The organism is Chitinimonas taiwanensis DSM 18899 (assembly GCF_900119825.1).
In the GTDB taxonomy this organism is placed as follows: Bacteria; Pseudomonadota; Gammaproteobacteria; order Burkholderiales; family Chitinimonadaceae; genus Chitinimonas; species Chitinimonas taiwanensis.
Window position 1 is genome coordinate 97,306 of record NZ_FPKR01000001.1, and the last position, 16,512, is coordinate 113,817.

Below are 16,512 nucleotides of genomic sequence, written 5' to 3' on the forward strand. Positions count from 1 at the left end.
GCGCAAGCGCGGCTTGGCAGCCAGCCCTGCCTCGTGCCAAGGTAATAGGCGCCTCAAGCCTGCCCTTGTGGCGGCCACCGGGCCTTCGCCCAACCTGAACAGTGAGTGCTGCCATGCCCGTGCCAAGCTGCGCCAATTTGCCTGAACCCACTGCCGGGATGCCCGCATGCAGCTAGCCTGGCTCGCCCTGCTGCCCTTCTTGGCTGCGCTGGTGCAAGCCGCGCTGCCGAATAGCGCCCGGCGTAGCGCGGCCTGGTTGGCCGGCGGTACAGCGCTGGCGGTGCTCGGCCTCCTGCTGAGCCAGGCGCCAGCCGTGTTCAGCGGCGCGGTGCTGCGCTGGTCAACGCCCTGGGTGCCGGCGCTGGGGCTGGATCTGGGCTTTCGTCTCGATGGCCTTGCTTGGCTGTTCGCCCTGCTGATCAGCGCGATCGGCGTGCTGGTCCTGCTGTATGCGAGCTACTACCTGAGCCCGCGCGAACCGGCCGCGCGCTTCTTCCTGTTTCTGTTGCTATTCATGGGCGCCATGCTAGGCGTGGTGCTGGCCGACAATCTGCTCCTGCTGGTGGTGTTCTGGGAGCTGACCAGCCTGAGTTCCTTCCTGCTGATCGCCTTCTGGCAGAAGGAGCCCGCCGCGCGGGCCGGCGCGCGCATGGCGCTGCTGATTACCGGCTGCGGTGGTCTGGCGCTGCTGGCCGGCGTGCTGCTGCTGGGGCATATCGTCGGCAGCTATTCGCTCGACGTGGTTTTGGCCAGCGGCGCACAGATACGCGCCCATCCGCTCTATCTGCCGACGCTGCTGCTGATTCTGCTTGGCTGCTTCAGCAAGAGCGCGCAGTTCCCCTTCCACTTCTGGCTACCAAACGCGATGACGGCCCCGACCCCGGTGTCGGCCTATCTGCATTCGGCCACCATGGTGAAGGCCGGCGTCTTCCTCTTGGCGCGGCTTTATCCGGCGCTTGGCGATTCCAGCGCCTGGTTCTGGATCGTCTCCAGCACCGGCCTCGCCACCCTGCTGATCGGCGCCTATGTGGCGCTGTTCAAGCACGATCTCAAAGGTCTGCTCGCCTATTCCACCATCAGTCATCTGGGCCTGATCACGCTGCTGCTGGGGCTGGACCAGCCGCTGGCCGTAGTGGCGGCGCTCTTTCATATCCTCAACCATGCCTGCTTCAAGGCGGGGCTCTTCATGGCGGCCGGCATCGTCGACCATGAAACCGGCACGCGCGATATGCGCAATCTGAACCAGCTCGGCCGCTACCTGCCGGTCACCGCGACACTGACCATGCTGGCCTGTGCGGCCATGGCCGGGGTGCCGCTGTTCAATGGCTTCCTATCGAAGGAAATGTTCCTCGCTCAGACCCTGCAGCCCGGCCTGCCCGCACCGCTTCGGTGGGGCCTGCCACTGGCCGCCACCCTGGCCGCGGCGCTCAGCGTCGCCTATAGCGTGCGCTTCGTGCACGATGTGTTCTTCAATAACCCGCGCAGCCGTCCTTCCCCGCAGCTGCCGCATGAGCCGCCCTGGGGCATGCGCGCGCCGGTGGCCTTGCTGGTACTGATCTGCGTGCTGGTGGGCTTGATGCCGCAGATGGTCGGCCCGCTGCTGGCCAGCGCGGCCCAGGCCAGCCTGTTTGGCGGGCAGCCCGGCCAGCTGCCTGCCTATGAGCTGGCGATCTGGCACGGGCTGAACCTGCCGCTGGGCATGAGCGTGCTGGCCCTGCTGGGCGGCGGGCTGCTGTATCTGTTCTGGCACCAGCGCGTCGACCTGCACACGCTCGAGCAAAGCCCGCTGCTCGGCCGGCTGAATGGCCAGCGCGGTTTCGAACGCCAGCTGGCGCGCCTGCGCAGCCTGGCCGCCTTGCTCACGCGTGGGCTGCAGAACGGCAGCCTGCAGCGCTATCTACTCTGCTTCGTGCTGATGGCCTTGCTGGCCGGCGCTGCGCCCTATCTGGCCCAGTGCAGCCTTACCTTCAGTTGGCGGCCCGGCAGCCCACCCGGCTATGTCTTCAGCGCGCTGTGGTTGATTGGCCTTTTGTGCACACTGGCCACCCTGCATGCCTTCCGCCAGCGCCTGCTCACCCTGGTGCTGCTGGGCGCGGTAGGCCTGCTGCTTAGCCTGGCCTTCGCCTATTTTTCGGCGCCCGATCTCGCCATGACCCAGCTCTCGGTCGAGGTAGTGACCACTCTGCTGATGATGCTGTCCCTGCACTGGCTGCCCAAGGAAAGCCGCCCCGAGCGGCAGCGCTGGCGCACGGGGCGCGATGCGCTGATCGCCATCCTGGCCGGCCTTGGCAGCGCGGCGCTCGTGTATGCGGTGCTAACCCAGCCTTTCGATTCGATCGCGCGCTTTTATCTGGAAAACGCCCCGGCGCTGGGCGGCGGCAATAACGCGGTGAATGTGATCATCGTCGACTTCCGCGCCTACGACACGCTGGGAGAAATCGCCGTGCTGGGCATTGCCGCCCTGATCATCCTGGCCCTGCTGCGCGAGCGCGGCCTGCCGCCCCTGGCCGCGCAGCTAGGCGGCGCGGACAACGATCGCCACCCGCTGATGCTGAGCGTGGCGGCGCGCCTCTTGCTGCCGCTGGCCCTGCTGGCCGCGCTGCACTTTTATCTGCGCGGGCATAACCAGCCAGGCGGCGGCTTTGTGGCCGGCCTGGTGCTGGCGATTGCCCTGCTGCTCCAATACGTGGCGCAGGGCCGTCAGTGGATGGCGGCGCGCAGCGATGGCGATCTGCGCCCCTGGATAGGCTGGGGCCTGTTGCTAGCCGGGCTAACCGGCGTGGGTAGCTGGTTGTTCGCCGCGCCCTTCCTGACCAGCAGCTACGACTACCCGCGCTGGCCGCTGTTCGGCCATGTGCCGCTGACCAGCGCGATGGCCTTCGACCTCGGCGTGCTGCTGACGGTAACCGGCGCTACGGTGGTGATGTTGAACGCGATTGTGCGCCTGAGCGCCAGCAAGGAGAGCGCACGATGGAAATGATGCTGGCCCTGGCCGTGGGCACCCTGACCGGTAGCGGCGTCTACCTGATGCTGCGCGCGCGGGTCTTCGACCTGATCGTCGGCCTGACCCTGCTGTCCTATGCGGTCAATCTATTCCTGTTCCTGATGGGGCGGGCCCGCATCGGCGCCGCACCGATTCTGGACGGCCAACGCGCCGCCAACCTGGCCGAGTACGCCGACCCGCTGCCGCAAGCCCTAGTACTGACCGCCATCGTGATCAGCTTCGCCATGACCGCGCTGATGCTGGTACTGGCCCTGCGCACGCGCGCCGAAACCGGTTCCGACCATGTGGATGGCGAGGAGCCACGATGAGCAGCTGGCCGCACTGGATGATCATGCCGGTGGTGCTGCCGCTGCTCTGCGGCGCGCTGCTGATCCTGCTCGAGCGCAATCGCCCGGCCTGGGCGCCCTGGCTTAGCGTCGCTAGCCTGCTGGCCCTGGTCGGCCTGTCCACCCATCTGCTGATCGCCGCCGATAGCGGCGAGATCGGCGTGTATCTGCTGTCCAATTGGCGCGCACCGTTCGGCATCGTGCTGGTGCTCGACCGGCTGAGCGCGCTGATGCTGCTGCTGAGCAATCTGCTCGGCCTCGCCTGCGCGCTGCATGCCTTGGGCGGCGATGCGCAGCGCGGCGCGCATTTCCACGCCCTGCTGCAGTTCCAACTGATGGGTCTGAACGGCGCCTTCCTGACCGGCGACCTGTTCAATCTCTTCGTGTTCTTCGAGGTGCTGCTGATTGCCTCCTACGGCCTGCTGCTGCATGGCGGTGGTGCGGCACGCCTGCGCGCGGCCATTCACTATGTGAGCTTCAATCTGGCCGCCTCGGCGCTGTTTCTGATCGCGGTGGGTCTGCTGTACGGGCTGACCGGCACCTTGAATATGGCCGACCTGGCCCTGCGCGTGGCCGCGCTGGAGGCCGAGCAGCTGCTGCTGGCCAAGAGCGCCGCCCTGCTGCTCTTGGTGGTATTCAGTGTGAAGGCCGCGCTGCTGCCGCTGTATTTCTGGCTGCCGGCTACCTATGCCAGCGCCAGCAGCTCGGTGGCCGCGCTGTTCGCGCTGATGACCAAGGTGGGCATTTATGCGATTGCGCGCGTGTTCACGCTGATCTTCGGCGCCAGCGCCGGCCTGATGGCCGAACCGGCCGGCTCCTGGCTGGCCATCCTGGCCCTGGCCACGCTGGTACTGGGCAGCCTGGGCGCGCTGGCGGCCGAGCACTTGCGTGGCCAGATTGCCTATCTACTGGTCGCCTCGGCCGGCACCCTGCTGCTGGCCATCGGTCTGGGCAGCCCCGGTGCGCTGGCCGCTGCGCTCAGCTATCTGCCTGGCAGCACGCAGGCCTGCGCCGCACTCTTCCTCTTGGCCGGGCAGCTGAGCGCCGCACGCGGCAGCCAGGCCGATGCCCTGCAGGCCGCCCCATTTGCCTATGGGCGCCAGCGCCTGGGCCTGCTGTTCTTCATCGCCGCCATCATCGTCGGTGGTCTGCCGCCGCTATCCGGCTTCATCGGCAAGGCCCTGCTGCTGCAGGCCAGCCAGACGCATGCGCTGATGGCCTGGGTGTGGGCGGGCGTGCTGCTGAGCAGCCTGATCGTGCTGCTGGCGCTGGCGCGGGCGGGCAGCACGCTGTTCTGGGCCTCGGACGATGCACCGGTTCCCTGTAGCGGACCCGCCCCCGGCGTGGCCGCACAGCTCAGCTGCTATGCGCTGCTGGCGCTGGCCATCGCCAGCGGCGTGCTGGCCGGCCCGCTCTACCGCTATGCCAGCGCCAGCGCCGCGCAACTGTATGCGCCGCAAGCCTATATCGACGCGGTGTTGGCCCAGGACAGCGCACCGGCGCGCTTCGATGTGCGCAAGGAAATGCGGGAAGCCGGCCTGAGCAAGGGAGGTGCGCAATGAAACGCTGGCTACCCGCCCCACGGCTGTCGCTACTCCTGCTGCTCGTCTGGTTATTGCTGAATGGCAGCCTGTCGGCCGGCCAGATCGCGCTTGGGCTGCTATTCGCCGTGTGCATTCCGCTCGCGCTGCGCGCCTATCTGCCCGATGCGCTGCGTCTGCGCCGTCCGGACGTGCTACTGCGTCTGCTCGGCGTGGTGCTGCTCGATATCGTGCTGTCCAATCTGACCGTGGCGCGGCAGATTCTGGGCCGCGAGGCGGCGCTGAATTCGCGCTTCGTCTGGGTGCCGCTCGATCTACGCGAACCGGCCGGCATTGCCACGCTGGCCAGCATCATCACCATGACGCCGGGCACGCTGTCCTGCGACCTGAGCGCCGATCGCCGCCATCTGCTCGTGCATGCGCTGCATGTGGCGGACGAGGCCGCACTGATCGCCACCATCAAGGCGCGCTATGAAACACCTTTGCGGGAGATTCTCGAATGCTGAGCTGGGCGCTTCCCCTCGCCATCGCGCTGTTTGCGCTGGCCATGCTGCTCTGCCTGTTCAGGCTGCTGCGCGGCCCCAGCCTGCCCGACCGCATCCTGGCGCTGGACACCCTGTATGTGAACGGCCTGGCCCTGCTGATCCTACTCGGCCTGCAGCAGCGCACGCCGCTGTATTTCGAAGCCGCGCTGCTGATCGCCATGCTCGGTTTTATCGGCACGGTGGTGATGGCCAAATTCATCAGCCGCGGAGATATCAGCGAATGAGCGCACTCGCCCCCTGGCTCGACTACCTAGCGGGCAGCCTGGTGCTGCTTGGTGCCATCTTTGCCTTGCTCGGCGCGCTTGGCCTCGCGCGCTTTTCCAGCTTCCTGCGCCGACTGCACGGGCCCACCAAGGCCAGCACGCTGGGCGTGGGCTGCGTGCTGATCGCCTCGATGCTGGTGTTCAGCCCGGGGCCACAGGCCAGCCTGCATGAGCTGCTGATTACCCTGTTCATCTTCCTGACCGCGCCGGTCTCGGCTCATCTATTGGTCAAGGCCGCCTTGCAGCAACAGCCCGAGCTACGTCCGGCCGCGCCACCGGCCGAGCGGGACTCGCCCAACTAGGCAGGCATGAAAAAAGCGCCCCGCAGGGCGCTTTTTCGTACATGAGCCGATTTACTTCTTGGCCGCACGTTCCTTGGCGATCAGTTCGTTCAGCACCTGGAAGAAACGGCGCTCGTCGCCGATCTTGGACGGCGAGGTCTTGTACTTACCGTTCACGATAAAGGTCGGCACACCGTCAATGCCGTAATCACGGGTCAGCTGCATGGCACGGGTCAGCTGGGCCTGGGCGCCGAAGCCCTTGTAGGCAGCTTCGAACTGGGCGCGGTTCGCGCCAGCCTGCTTGCCCACCCAGTCGAACAGCGTCTTCTCGTCGCGCAGCTCGATGCGCTCGCGCTGCACGGCGCTGAATACCTGCGGGGTCAGCGTCTCGACCTGCTTGCTGGCCTTCAGCGCATTGAAGATCTTGGCGTGGCCGGCCATATCGCTGCGGCCATCCCACATCACATGCTCGCGGCGCAGCACCACATCGGCCGGCAGGCTCTTCTTCCAGGCCTGCACGCCCGGCTCCAGGTTGTAGCAATGCGGGCACCCATACCAGAAGAACTCGATCACCTCGATCTTGCCCGGTTGTTCAACCGGCATCACCTTGGGCAGGTAGTCGAAATCGACGCCGGCGCGGGTGTCGGCCTGGCAGCCAAGGGCGGCCAGCGCGAGGCCAGCAGCGAAGAAACGAGTGAACATTTTGGCAATCCGCATGGTGACTCCTGTAATTGAAATAAGCGGGTCTTACTGTTTGACCAGGCTGGCGTCGATGCCATTGACCTTGAGCTGGGCACGCACCCGATCAATATCTTCGGCTCGCGCCAGCGGGCCGATGCGTACCCGGTGCCAGACACCCTTGCCCGGTACTTCCGCGGTCTGGATATTGGCTTCCACCCCCACCAGGGCGAGCTTGGCCTTCAGATTATCGGCATCGGTTTCGTTCTGGAACGCGCCAGCCTGCAGATAGGTGCCGCTGGGCGGCACCACCTTGGCTGGCGGCGCATTATCGGGGGCTTTGGCTACCGGCGCGGGTTTCGGTTCCCCACCCAGCTCGGGCAGCATGGTGTAGAAGTCGAAACGATCGCCCTCGGGCTGAGCCGGCGTGGGCTTACCGGCAGCCGGATTGGCCGGGTCGGCCGGCTTCTGGCCAGGCGGCAGAAGGATTTCCGGCTTGGGCGGCGTGGCCTCGACCTTAGGCGGCTTGGGCTGTGCCTGCTGGGCAAACGGATTCGGGGTCTTGTTCAGATACAGGGCCGCCGCCACGGCGATGGCGATGCCGATGCACAGGCCGATCAGGAGGCCGGCGAAAATCGAACTGCCGCCACCGCCGCTGCGCCGGGCGCTGCTGCTTTTACGGCTGCTTTGCTTGTAATCCTTGCTCATGGTCTGCCTTGTTGCGGCGCGGCCTATTGCCACGCGAATCGGCGCATTATAGCGGCGCTGCCTGAACCGGCGCTTACTTGTCGCACTGCGGCAAAAGTACCGATTCCCTTATAATCGCCCCATCCCCTCAAACTGGAACTCGCGTTCATGCAAGACGCCTCGCAAAAAACCTGGTCTGGCCGTTTTTCCGAGCCAGTCGCCGAACTGGTCAAGCGCTACACCGCCTCGGTCTTTTTCGATAAGCGCCTGGCTGAATTCGATATCCAGGGCTCACTCGCCCACGCCCAGATGCTGAACAAGGTCGGTGTGCTGAGCAGCGAGGATCTGAGCGCGATCACCGATGGCATGGCCAAGATCCTGTCCGATATCCGTGCCGGCAGCTTCGAGTGGTCGCTCGACCTCGAAGACGTGCATATGAATATCGAGAAGCGCCTGACCGATCTGATCGGCGATGCGGGCAAGCGCCTGCATACCGGCCGCTCGCGCAATGACCAGGTCGCCACCGATATCCGCCTGTGGCTGCGCCATGAGATCGACAGCCTGATTGCGCTGGCCAATGATCTGCAGGCCGCCCTGCTGGAACTGGCCGAAGCGAATGCCGAAACCGTGATGCCCGGCTTCACCCATCTGCAGGTCGCCCAGCCGATCACCTTCGGCCACCATCTGCTCGCCTATGTGGAAATGCTCGCGCGCGATGTGGAGCGCCTGCACGACACGCGCCGCCGCACTAACCGCCTGCCGCTCGGTTCGGCCGCGCTGGCTGGCACCAGCTACCCGATAGACCGCGAATACGTGGCCAAGCAACTGGGCTTCGACGCAGTCTGCTACAACTCGCTCGACGCGGTGTCCGACCGCGATTTCGCAATTGAATTCACCGCCGCCGCCGCGCTGATCATGACCCATCTGTCGCGCCTGTCCGAAGAGCTGGTGCTGTGGATGAACCCGCGCTTCGGCTTCATCGACATGAGCGACCGCTATTGCACCGGCTCGTCCATCATGCCGCAGAAGAAGAACCCCGATGTGCCCGAACTGGTGCGCGGCAAGACCGGGCGCGTGAATGGCCATCTGGTCAGCCTGTTGACCCTGATGAAAGGCCAGCCGCTCGCCTACAACAAGGACAATCAGGAAGACAAGGAACCGCTGTTCGACACGGTCGACACGGTCAGCGCCACCCTGCGCATCGTGGCCGACATGATGCGCGGCGTGGTGGTGAAGCCGGAGGCCATGCGCCGTGCCGTCAAGCAAGGCTATGCCACCGCCACCGACCTGGCCGACTACCTGGTCAAGAAGGGCCTGCCCTTCCGCGATGCACATGAGGCGGTCGCTCTGGCGGTGCGCTATGCGAGCGAGCAGAAGAAGGACCTGGAAGAGTTGAGCCTGGTTGAGCTCGGCACCTTCTCGCCCCTGATCAGCGCCGATGTGTTCAGCGTACTGACCCCGGAAGGCTCGCTGGCCAGCCGCGACCATATTGGCGGCACTGCGCCCAAGCAGGTGCGCGCCGCCATCCTGCGTGCGCGCCAGCGTCTGGCCGGCGCATGAGCTTGCACTGGCAATGGGCCACGCTGGACGCGCTGAGCGCGCGTGAGTGGCACGAGGTCGGCATGCTGCGCCAGGCGGTGTTCATCGTCGAGCAGCGCTGCGCGTTTCCCGATCTGGACGAGCTTGATCTGAACAGCCTGCACCTGCTCGGCCGCAATGACGCGGGCGAGCTGTGGGCCTATCTGCGTCTGGTGCCACCGGGCGGCAAGTACGACACGCCCTCGATAGGCCGCGTGGTCACCGCCAGTGCAGCACGCGGCAGCGGCGCCGGCCGCGCGCTGATGCTGGAAGGCATGGCCGAGCACCAGCGCCGCTATCCGGGCCAGCCCAATACCATAGGCGGGCAGGCCTATCTGAACGCCTTTTACGAATCGCTCGGTTTCGAGACCATTTCCGAGGTCTATCTCGAAGACGATATCGAGCACTACCACATGCGCTGGACGCCACCGGCTTAAGCCTGCGTCCCGCCAGTCAGGAACCCGCATGCATAGCAATCGCCACTTCCCCGCCTTCCGCGCGCGCCGTATGCGCCACGATGAATTCAGCCGCCGCCTGATGCGCGAGAACGTGCTGACAGTGAACGATCTGATCTGGCCGGTGTTCGTACTGGAAGGCGCGGGCAAGCGTGAGCAGGCGATTGCCTCCATGCCCGGCGTGCAGCGCATGAGCCTGGAAACCCTGCTGCCGCAAGCCGAGGAAGCGCTCAAGCTGGGCATCCCGGCCATTGCGCTGTTCCCGGTGATTACCGGCAACAAGACCGCCGATGGCGCCGCCGCCTACGATCCGACGGGCCTCGTGCCCAGCGTGGTGCGCGCGCTGAAGGCCAATTTCCCCGAGCTGGGCGTGATCACCGATATCGCGCTCGACCCCTATACCAGCCATGGCCAGGACGGCCTGATCGATGCCAGCGGCTATGTGCTGAACGACGAGACGGTGGACGTGCTGGTCAAGCAGGCGCTTTGCCATGCCGAGGCCGGCGTGGACATCGTCGCACCGAGCGACATGATGGATGGCCGCATCGGCGCCATCCGCCAGGCTTTCGATGCGGCCGGTCATATCCATACCCGCATCATGGCCTATTCGGCCAAGTACGCATCCAGCTATTACGGCCCCTTCCGCGATGCGGTCGGCTCAAGCGGCAACCTCGGCAAGAGCAATAAGTACAACTATCAGATGGATCCGGCCAATAGCGACGAGGCGCTGCACGAGGTGGCGCTGGATCTGGCCGAAGGCGCCGATATGGTGATGGTCAAGCCCGGCCTGCCTTATCTGGACATCGTGCGACGCGTGAAGGAGGAATTCCGCGCGCCGACCTATGTCTACCAGGTGTCGGGCGAGTACGCGATGATCAAGGCCGCCGCCCAGAACGGCTGGCTGGACGAGCAGGCGGTGGCCATGGAAGCACTGCTGGCCATGAAGCGCGCCGGCGCCGATGGCGTGCTCAGCTATTTCGCCCCGCAGGCCGCGCGCTGGTTGCAGCCGCGCTGATAACACCATCAGCGCATGCAAACGGGGCCAGCTAGCTGGCCCCGTTTGCTTTTAACGCGTCGCGCAGGGCGGGAACCTATACTCCGCAGCGCCGCTCTCCATCTCTTTCAGGCCAGCGCCATGCCGCCAGCTCCCAGCGCCGAGATAGCTCTTGACCCCAGCCAAGCCGATTGGCGCAGTTTCCTGCGCGCACGGCGTGTACTGCTGCTCTGGCTAGGTGTTGCGCTCGCGCTGATGATGGCCTTGATAAGCTGGGAGCTGCGCAGCTCCTATCTCGACACGCGCCATAGCGCCCAGCTGGCCGCGCAGAACCTGTCGCTACTACTGCGCGAGCAGCTGGACGGCGCCCTGCGCGAAACCGATCTGGTGCTGCGCGATCTGGCCGGCAAGGTCGACCCCGCCACGCTGGCGAAGCTACGCGTGCTGCCCGTGGCTGAGCGTGCTGCACTCAGCCAGCTGCTGGATGAAAAGCTCAGCACCTTACCCCAGGTCGACAATCTGGCCTTCGTGGCGCCGGATGGCTATGGCGTGCTGACCCACGAGCGCCTGCTGCCCATCGATACCCATCTGCAGCCCTTCTACAGCCAGCTGCTGGACAACGGCGGCCTGGAGATGAGCTTCTCCAAGCCCTTCGTGCTGCCCGGTGGCAATGAGCTGGGCATGATCATGGCACGGCGGATTCCCGGCCTCGATCAGCCGCTGGGCGGGGTGGTGACCGCCCTGGTCAAGCTCGAATACTTCAATCAACTGGCCCGCCGTCTGGATGCCCAGGCCGGCAGCAGCTTCACGCTTTACGACGCCAATAACACGGTGGTCAGCCGCTATCCGGAGCTCAAGCACATCATGGGCAAGACCGATAGCGCGAACGCCGCGCTGACCGCTTGGACCAATGGGCGCAGCAGCGGCTATCTGGTCGCCCGCTCCACCGACGATGGCGTGGAGCGCGGCTATAGCTTTCATCGCCTTGATCACTTTCCCTTTATCGTCATGGTCGGGCTGGAGGAAGGCAGGCGCTTCGGCGACTGGCGCATGAAGGCCGCTGCCTATGTATGCCTCTTCCTCCTGCTGATCGGCTTTTCGCTACTGATGGTATGGCGCGGCTGGCGCGAGAGCCTGCTGGCGCTGAGCCTGCAGGCCAATCGCCAAAAGCTGGAACAGCATGACGCGCATATCCTGCGCGCACTGGAAACCCTGAGCCGGCCGATTTTGCTGATGCGCGCCAGCGATAGCCGCATTCTGGTCGCCAATGCGGCGGCGGCCACGCTGTGCGGGCGCAGCCAGGCCGAGATGAGTACGCTCAGTCTGCCCGAGCTTTATCTGCGCGCCGAGCATCATCAGACGGTGGCGGCGCAGCTGGCGGAAAAGCACTCGCTCAGCGATTACGAGATCAAATTCCAGCGCCCCGATGGCAGCGTGTTCTGGGCCGAGCTATCCGGTTCGGCGATTGCCTATGCGGGCGACAATGCCTATTTCCTGACCCTGGGTGATATCAGCGCACGCAAGCAGGCGCAGGAATCGCTATGGCGGCGCGCCACGCTCGACCCGCTGACCAGCATCGCCAACCGCGGTTATCTGCTCGAACGCGCGCAGATCGAGTGGCTGCGTGCCAAGCGCTATCGCCACCCGCTGACGGTGCTGATCCTGGATCTCGATCACTTCAAGCTGGTCAACGACAACTACGGCCACCCGGTGGGCGACGAGGTGCTGCAGGCGGTAACCCAGCGCGTGCAGCAGACGCTGCGCGAAACCGATCTGTTCGGCCGCCTGGGTGGCGAGGAATTCTGTGTGCTGCTGCCCGAGGAGGGCGAGCACGGCATGCTCGAGAATGCCGAGCGCCTGCGCCAGGTGGTAGCGGCCACACCCATCGTGCTGCGCGATGGGCGCAGCCTGCCCATCACCGTCAGCATAGGCTGCGCCTGCTCGCGCCCCGACACGGCCGACCTGAGCCAGTTGCTCAAGCAGGCCGACCAGGCCCTGTATGCAGCCAAGCACGCCGGGCGCAATTGTGTGATGGCCTTTTCGCCCAGCCTTGATACCCTGCACGGCTGATCCGCATCCCCCCTCACGGAGAACCTCATGCTGCTGTACTTCACGCCCGGCGCCTGTTCGCTGTCCGTCCATATCGCCCTGCAGGAATCCGGCCTGCCCTTCGAGCGCGAACGCGTCGATCTCAAGCAGCACCGCACCGCCAGCGGCGATGACTACTTCGGTCTGAATGCCAAAGGCTATGTGCCGGCCCTGCGTCTGGACGACGGCAGCCTGCTGACCGAGGGTGCCGCCATCGTGCAGTACATTGCCGACCTGGTGCCCGAGCGCGGCCTGGCCCCCAGTGCCGGTTCGATGGCGCGCGTGCGCCTGCAGGAATGGCTGTCCTTTATCGGCAGCGAGATCCACAAGGGCTTTGGCCCGCTGTGGAACCCGCTGGTCCCTGCCGAGACCCGCAGTGCGGCCGAGGCGCGCCTCTACCACTGGTTCGACTGGCTGGCCCCGCAACTGGCCACGCGCCCCTATCTGCTGGAAGGCGGTTACAGCGTGGCAGATGGCTATCTGTTCACCTGTCTGAACTGGTGCAACTTCCTGCAGCTGAGCCTGGATAAATGGCCGAGCCTGCAGGCCTATCTCACCCGCATGAGCGAGCGGCCAGCCGTACAGGCCGCCCTGCGTGCCGAAGGCTTAAAGGCTTGATCCCCATGCAAGGCGTCTATTTCCTGTTCGCATTCGCCATCGGCTGCGTGGTGCCGCTGCAGGCGGCGGTCAATAACCAGCTCAAGGGGCATATCGGCGGCAGCACCGTGCTGGCAGCCTTTATTTCCTTCCTGGTCGGCACGCTAGCCCTGGCCCTGCTGGCCACCCTGAGCGGCCAACGCTGGCAGAACCTGGCCGGCCTGAGCCAGATCAGCTGGTGGCATCTAAGTGGCGGTCTGATGGGCGCGGCCTTCGTATTCGGCACCACCCTGCTCGCGCCGCGTATCGGCGTGGCCGCCATGCTGTCGCTGATCATCAGCGGGCAGATCGTGCTCTCGCTGCTGTTCGACCGCTTTGGCTGGCTGGGCCTGAGCATGCGCGAGATTTCCACCCCGCGCCTGATCGGCGCCTTGCTGGTGGTGGGCGGCGTGCTGCTGGTGAATTTCGGCGACAAGCTGGGCAAATAGCATGGAATGCCGTCGCGGCTGCGCCGCCTGCTGCATCGCACCCTCGATCTCCAGCCCGATTCCCGGCATGCCGCAGGGCAAGCCGGCCGGGGTACGCTGCGTGCAGCTCGACGAACACAATGACTGCCGCATCTTCGGCCAGCCCGAACGGCCGGCCGTCTGCGGCAGCCTGCAGGCCAGCCAGGAGATGTGCGGCACAGACCGCGAGCAGGCACTGGCCTATCTGAGCCGGCTCGAACAGCTGACCCGCTAGGGCCAGCGTCCCTCCGACCGGTGGGCGCATCTTCCTCGCCTGGCGCAAGTCCAAACCCTAGCAGGACCTTGCAAACCGAACCGTATGCGAGAGGGGGTGAGCGTATGCGAGTACAACATTGGCAGGATATCGCCAGTCTGGCGGTCGGCGTCTGGCTGCTTGCTTCGCCCTGGGCCTTGGGCTTCAGCGGGGTAGCGGCAGTAATGACGGCCGTGCTGGGCGCGGCGGTCGTGCTGTTTGCCGTGGAGGGACTGTGGCTGCCGTCCTATCTGGAAGCTTGGTGCGAGGGCGGCGTCGGGCTGGTCCTGGTGCTGCTGCCCTGGCTGACCGGCTTTGCCGATCAGGCACAGGCCAGCCGCAATAGCGTGCTGGCCGGTCTGTGCGTGCTGCTGTTTGCCGTCTGGGAAATGGTGGACGACCCCGAGCTGCAGTCGCGCTGGCAAGCTTGGCGACGCACCCATCTGCCGCACTGAGCAGCACAAACCCGGCGTGCAGGCCTGCTCAAGGCTGGCGCGCCGGACCTGATGCGCTGCGCTAGAGAAAGCGCTGGGTGTCGATCTTCCACTTGCTCGGACTCTCGTGGCTGACGATCTTGTCCGCGCCGCCCTTACCCATGGGTTTGGCCAAGTCCACCTCGGTAGGTGGGATATAGCCCTTTCTCACATCGAAGATCACCTTCACCTTGGGCTGCAGCAGACTCTCTTCATTGTGCTCGGTCACCAGGCCAAGCCGCCCGCTTTCCAGCAGCACCAGCGTACCCACCGGATAAATGCCCACGCAGCGCATAAAGGCCTTCACCAGGGTCGGATCAAAATGGTGCTTGCTCCATTCGAATAGCTTGCGCAGCGCATCAGTGGGCGGCATGCCCTTGTGGTAGACCCGATCGGCGGTGATCGCGTCATACACATCCACAATGGCCGCCATCTTGGCCAGCGTGGTGATCTGATCGCCCGCCAGCTTGTCCGGATAACCGGAACCATCGACCCGCTCGTGGTGATGGAGGGTGATATCGAGCGGAATCTCACCGATGCCCGGGGTCTTCAGCAGCAGCTCATAGCCGTCGCGCGGATGCTTACGGATGATGTCGAACTCCGCGTCAGTGAGCCGGCCCGGTTTGTTCAAGACCTCGTCCGGCACCAGGGCCTTGCCGGTATCGTGCAGCAGGCCACCCAGGCCGGCCTGCCGGGTCGTTTCCGCATCCAGGCCCACCGAACGGCAGAAGGCCACCAGGAAGGTACACACGCTGACCGAGTGCAGGAAGGTGTAGTCGTCCTTGTTCTTGATATGCATGAGGCCGATCAGCGCGCCCGAGTTGCGCAAGATCGACTCGGTGATGCCCGCCACCACCGGCTCGACCGCCTCAAGCGAGACCGCCTTCCCCAGGCGTGCATCCTGCATCACATTGCGCACCAGATTGGCCGCCTGGCTCTTGATCGCGCGCGCGCGGCCCATTTCCTCGCTGGTGGAAATACGGATGCGCGGCGCCGGCTCCTGCTCAACCACGGCCAGCATCTCGGCCTGCAGCGCGCGATCGACCTCTTCCTTGGTCGGCGCATCCGCCACATCCAAACCACGTTCGCTGTCGATATACACCTCGTGGATGCCGCATTGCAGGATGGTCTCGATCTCCTGCTCGCTCTTGACCGGGAAGGCCGAGCGCATGAATGGGTGAACTGACCAGTCGGCGGCCAGGTCATGGATATACATGCCGACCTTGAGTTCGGTGCTGGGGATGCGTTTGATCATGGGTTTCGCCTGTACGGAGCGCTCTGTGCGGCGCTTTGTTGCTGACAGTGTAGTGCACGGTCGACGCGAAAGCTGCCCAGGAAAAGCTAGCCACAATGCCCGCAACGGCGCGCCAGGCCGTGTTTATAATCAAGCCCTTTTTGAAGCTGATCGCCTTATATGGATTTAATCTTGCTGTGCAAAGCCCTGATCATGGGCGTGGTCGAGGGGATCACCGAGTTCCTGCCCATCTCCAGTACCGGCCACCTGATTCTGACCGGTCATCTGCTTGACTTCCTCGACAAGGAGAAACGCGATGTCTTCGATATCTTTATCCAGCTTGGCGCCATGCTGGCCGTGGTGTGGGAATACCGCCGCCGCCTGATCGATGCCGTGCTGCACGCACGTCAGCCCGGCCCCGGCCGTCAGCTGCTGATCAATCTGGCGGTGGCCGCCGTGCCGGCCATGGCGCTGGCCAAGCTGTTCGGCACCGAGATCAAGACCCTGCTGTTCAATCCGCTCACCGTGGCCATCGCCTTTATCGTCGGCGGCTTCATCATCCTGTGGGCGGAAAGGCGCCAGCACAGCGTGCGCGTGCAAACACTGGATGAGATGCGCTGGCAGGACGCGCTCAAGGTCGGTCTGGCCCAGTGTCTAGCCCTGATTCCCGGTACCTCGCGCTCCGGCTCGACCATCATCGGCGGCATGTTCTTCGGCATCTCGCGCACCGCGGCCACCGAGTTCAGCTTCCTGCTCGGCATTCCGGTACTCGGCACCGCCTCGCTGTACAGCATCTACAAGCACTGGCATCTACTCAGCCGCGATGATCTGGCCCTGTTTGCCGCCGGCTTTATTGCCAGCTTCATCTTTGCCCTGATCGCCGTGCGCGCGCTGCTGCGCTTCCTGGTCAGTCATACCTTTATCGGCTTTGCCTGGTATCGAATCGCCTTTGGCGTGCTGGTGTTGGTCACCGCCTATTCCGGCTTGGTCAGCTGGGTAGACTGAAGCA

18 protein-coding genes are annotated in these 16,512 nt (G+C 65.0%); 15 read left to right on the forward strand and 3 right to left on the reverse strand.

The window, feature by feature from the left end; all coding sequences use genetic code 11:
* The first annotated feature begins 166 nt into the window (after window positions 1-166).
* Genes BT173_RS00470 through BT173_RS00495 form a run of 6 tightly spaced genes read left to right on the forward strand, consistent with a single transcriptional unit; the run spans window position 167 to window position 5,981 of the window.
* Complete coding sequence (locus BT173_RS00470; protein ID WP_072426654.1) at window positions 167-2,980, forward strand: monovalent cation/H+ antiporter subunit A; 2,814 nt, start codon at window positions 167-169, stop codon at window positions 2,978-2,980.
* Window positions 2,971-3,312: a Na+/H+ antiporter subunit C gene (locus BT173_RS00475; protein WP_072426655.1), complete on the forward strand. Its 342-nt coding sequence runs from the start codon at window positions 2,971-2,973 to the stop codon at window positions 3,310-3,312. The genes BT173_RS00470 and BT173_RS00475 overlap by 10 nt, the downstream gene beginning before the upstream one ends.
* Complete coding sequence (locus BT173_RS00480) at window positions 3,309-4,892, forward strand: monovalent cation/H+ antiporter subunit D (protein WP_072426656.1); 1,584 nt, start codon at window positions 3,309-3,311, stop codon at window positions 4,890-4,892. The genes BT173_RS00475 and BT173_RS00480 overlap by 4 nt, the downstream gene beginning before the upstream one ends.
* On the forward strand, window positions 4,889-5,377 hold the full coding sequence (locus BT173_RS00485) for a Na+/H+ antiporter subunit E (RefSeq protein WP_072426657.1): 489 nt from the start codon (window positions 4,889-4,891) through the stop codon (window positions 5,375-5,377). Before BT173_RS00480 ends, BT173_RS00485 begins: the two co-directional genes overlap by 4 nt.
* The gene (locus BT173_RS00490) at window positions 5,371-5,640 is read left to right on the forward strand and encodes a K+/H+ antiporter subunit F (RefSeq protein WP_072426658.1); all 270 of its coding nucleotides are present in this window, start codon (window positions 5,371-5,373) and stop codon (window positions 5,638-5,640) included. Before BT173_RS00485 ends, BT173_RS00490 begins: the two co-directional genes overlap by 7 nt.
* Complete coding sequence (locus BT173_RS00495) at window positions 5,637-5,981, forward strand: Na+/H+ antiporter subunit G (RefSeq protein WP_072426659.1); 345 nt, start codon at window positions 5,637-5,639, stop codon at window positions 5,979-5,981. The genes BT173_RS00490 and BT173_RS00495 overlap by 4 nt, the downstream gene beginning before the upstream one ends.
* Window positions 5,982-6,032: 51 nt before the next feature.
* On the opposite strand, the gene BT173_RS00500 is transcribed toward BT173_RS00495, so the two are convergent.
* Both BT173_RS00500 and BT173_RS00505 read right to left on the reverse strand, forming a co-directional pair.
* Window positions 6,033-6,677, reverse strand: coding sequence for a thiol:disulfide interchange protein DsbA/DsbL (locus tag BT173_RS00500; protein WP_084658009.1), 645 nt, complete (start codon window positions 6,675-6,677; stop codon window positions 6,033-6,035).
* Window positions 6,678-6,707: 30 nt separating this feature from the next.
* Window positions 6,708-7,346 (reverse strand): SPOR domain-containing protein, encoded by a 639-nt coding sequence (locus BT173_RS00505; protein WP_072426660.1) that lies wholly within the window; start codon window positions 7,344-7,346, stop codon window positions 6,708-6,710.
* A gap of 147 nt (window positions 7,347-7,493) precedes the next feature.
* Between BT173_RS00505 and argH the strand changes: the two genes are divergently transcribed.
* From argH to BT173_RS00545, 8 genes are all read left to right on the forward strand, one after another.
* Entirely contained in the window at window positions 7,494-8,885 is a 1,392-nt protein-coding gene (gene argH, locus BT173_RS00510) for an argininosuccinate lyase (protein WP_072426661.1), read from the forward strand.
* Window positions 8,882-9,340 (forward strand): GNAT family N-acetyltransferase, encoded by a 459-nt coding sequence (locus BT173_RS00515; RefSeq protein ID WP_072426662.1) that lies wholly within the window; start codon window positions 8,882-8,884, stop codon window positions 9,338-9,340. Before argH ends, BT173_RS00515 begins: the two co-directional genes overlap by 4 nt.
* Window positions 9,341-9,368: 28 nt before the next feature.
* The gene (gene hemB / locus BT173_RS00520) at window positions 9,369-10,373 is read left to right on the forward strand and encodes a porphobilinogen synthase (RefSeq protein WP_072426663.1); all 1,005 of its coding nucleotides are present in this window, start codon (window positions 9,369-9,371) and stop codon (window positions 10,371-10,373) included.
* Between the two features lie 120 nt (window positions 10,374-10,493).
* Window positions 10,494-12,422: a sensor domain-containing diguanylate cyclase gene (locus BT173_RS00525; protein ID WP_072426664.1), complete on the forward strand. Its 1,929-nt coding sequence runs from the start codon at window positions 10,494-10,496 to the stop codon at window positions 12,420-12,422.
* A gap of 27 nt (window positions 12,423-12,449) precedes the next feature.
* Complete coding sequence (gene gstA, locus BT173_RS00530; protein ID WP_072426665.1) at window positions 12,450-13,058, forward strand: glutathione transferase GstA; 609 nt, start codon at window positions 12,450-12,452, stop codon at window positions 13,056-13,058.
* A 5-nt stretch (window positions 13,059-13,063) separates the two neighbouring features.
* The gene (locus BT173_RS00535) at window positions 13,064-13,525 is read left to right on the forward strand and encodes a DMT family transporter (protein WP_072426666.1); all 462 of its coding nucleotides are present in this window, start codon (window positions 13,064-13,066) and stop codon (window positions 13,523-13,525) included.
* A 1-nt stretch (window position 13,526) separates the two neighbouring features.
* Window positions 13,527-13,778, forward strand: a complete 252-nt coding sequence (locus BT173_RS00540; RefSeq protein ID WP_072426667.1) for a YkgJ family cysteine cluster protein — start codon at window positions 13,527-13,529, stop codon at window positions 13,776-13,778.
* Window positions 13,779-13,882: 104 nt separating this feature from the next.
* Complete coding sequence (locus BT173_RS00545; protein ID WP_072426668.1) at window positions 13,883-14,251, forward strand: SPW repeat domain-containing protein; 369 nt, start codon at window positions 13,883-13,885, stop codon at window positions 14,249-14,251.
* A 61-nt stretch (window positions 14,252-14,312) separates the two neighbouring features.
* Here the strand turns inward: BT173_RS00545 and BT173_RS00550 are convergent, their stop codons facing one another.
* Window positions 14,313-15,524 (reverse strand): HD-GYP domain-containing protein, encoded by a 1,212-nt coding sequence (locus BT173_RS00550; protein WP_072426669.1) that lies wholly within the window; start codon window positions 15,522-15,524, stop codon window positions 14,313-14,315.
* A gap of 159 nt (window positions 15,525-15,683) precedes the next feature.
* On the opposite strand from BT173_RS00550, the gene BT173_RS00555 reads away from it, so the two are divergent.
* Window positions 15,684-16,508 (forward strand): undecaprenyl-diphosphate phosphatase, encoded by an 825-nt coding sequence (locus BT173_RS00555; RefSeq protein ID WP_072426670.1) that lies wholly within the window; start codon window positions 15,684-15,686, stop codon window positions 16,506-16,508.
* Window positions 16,509-16,512: the final 4 nt, after the last annotated feature.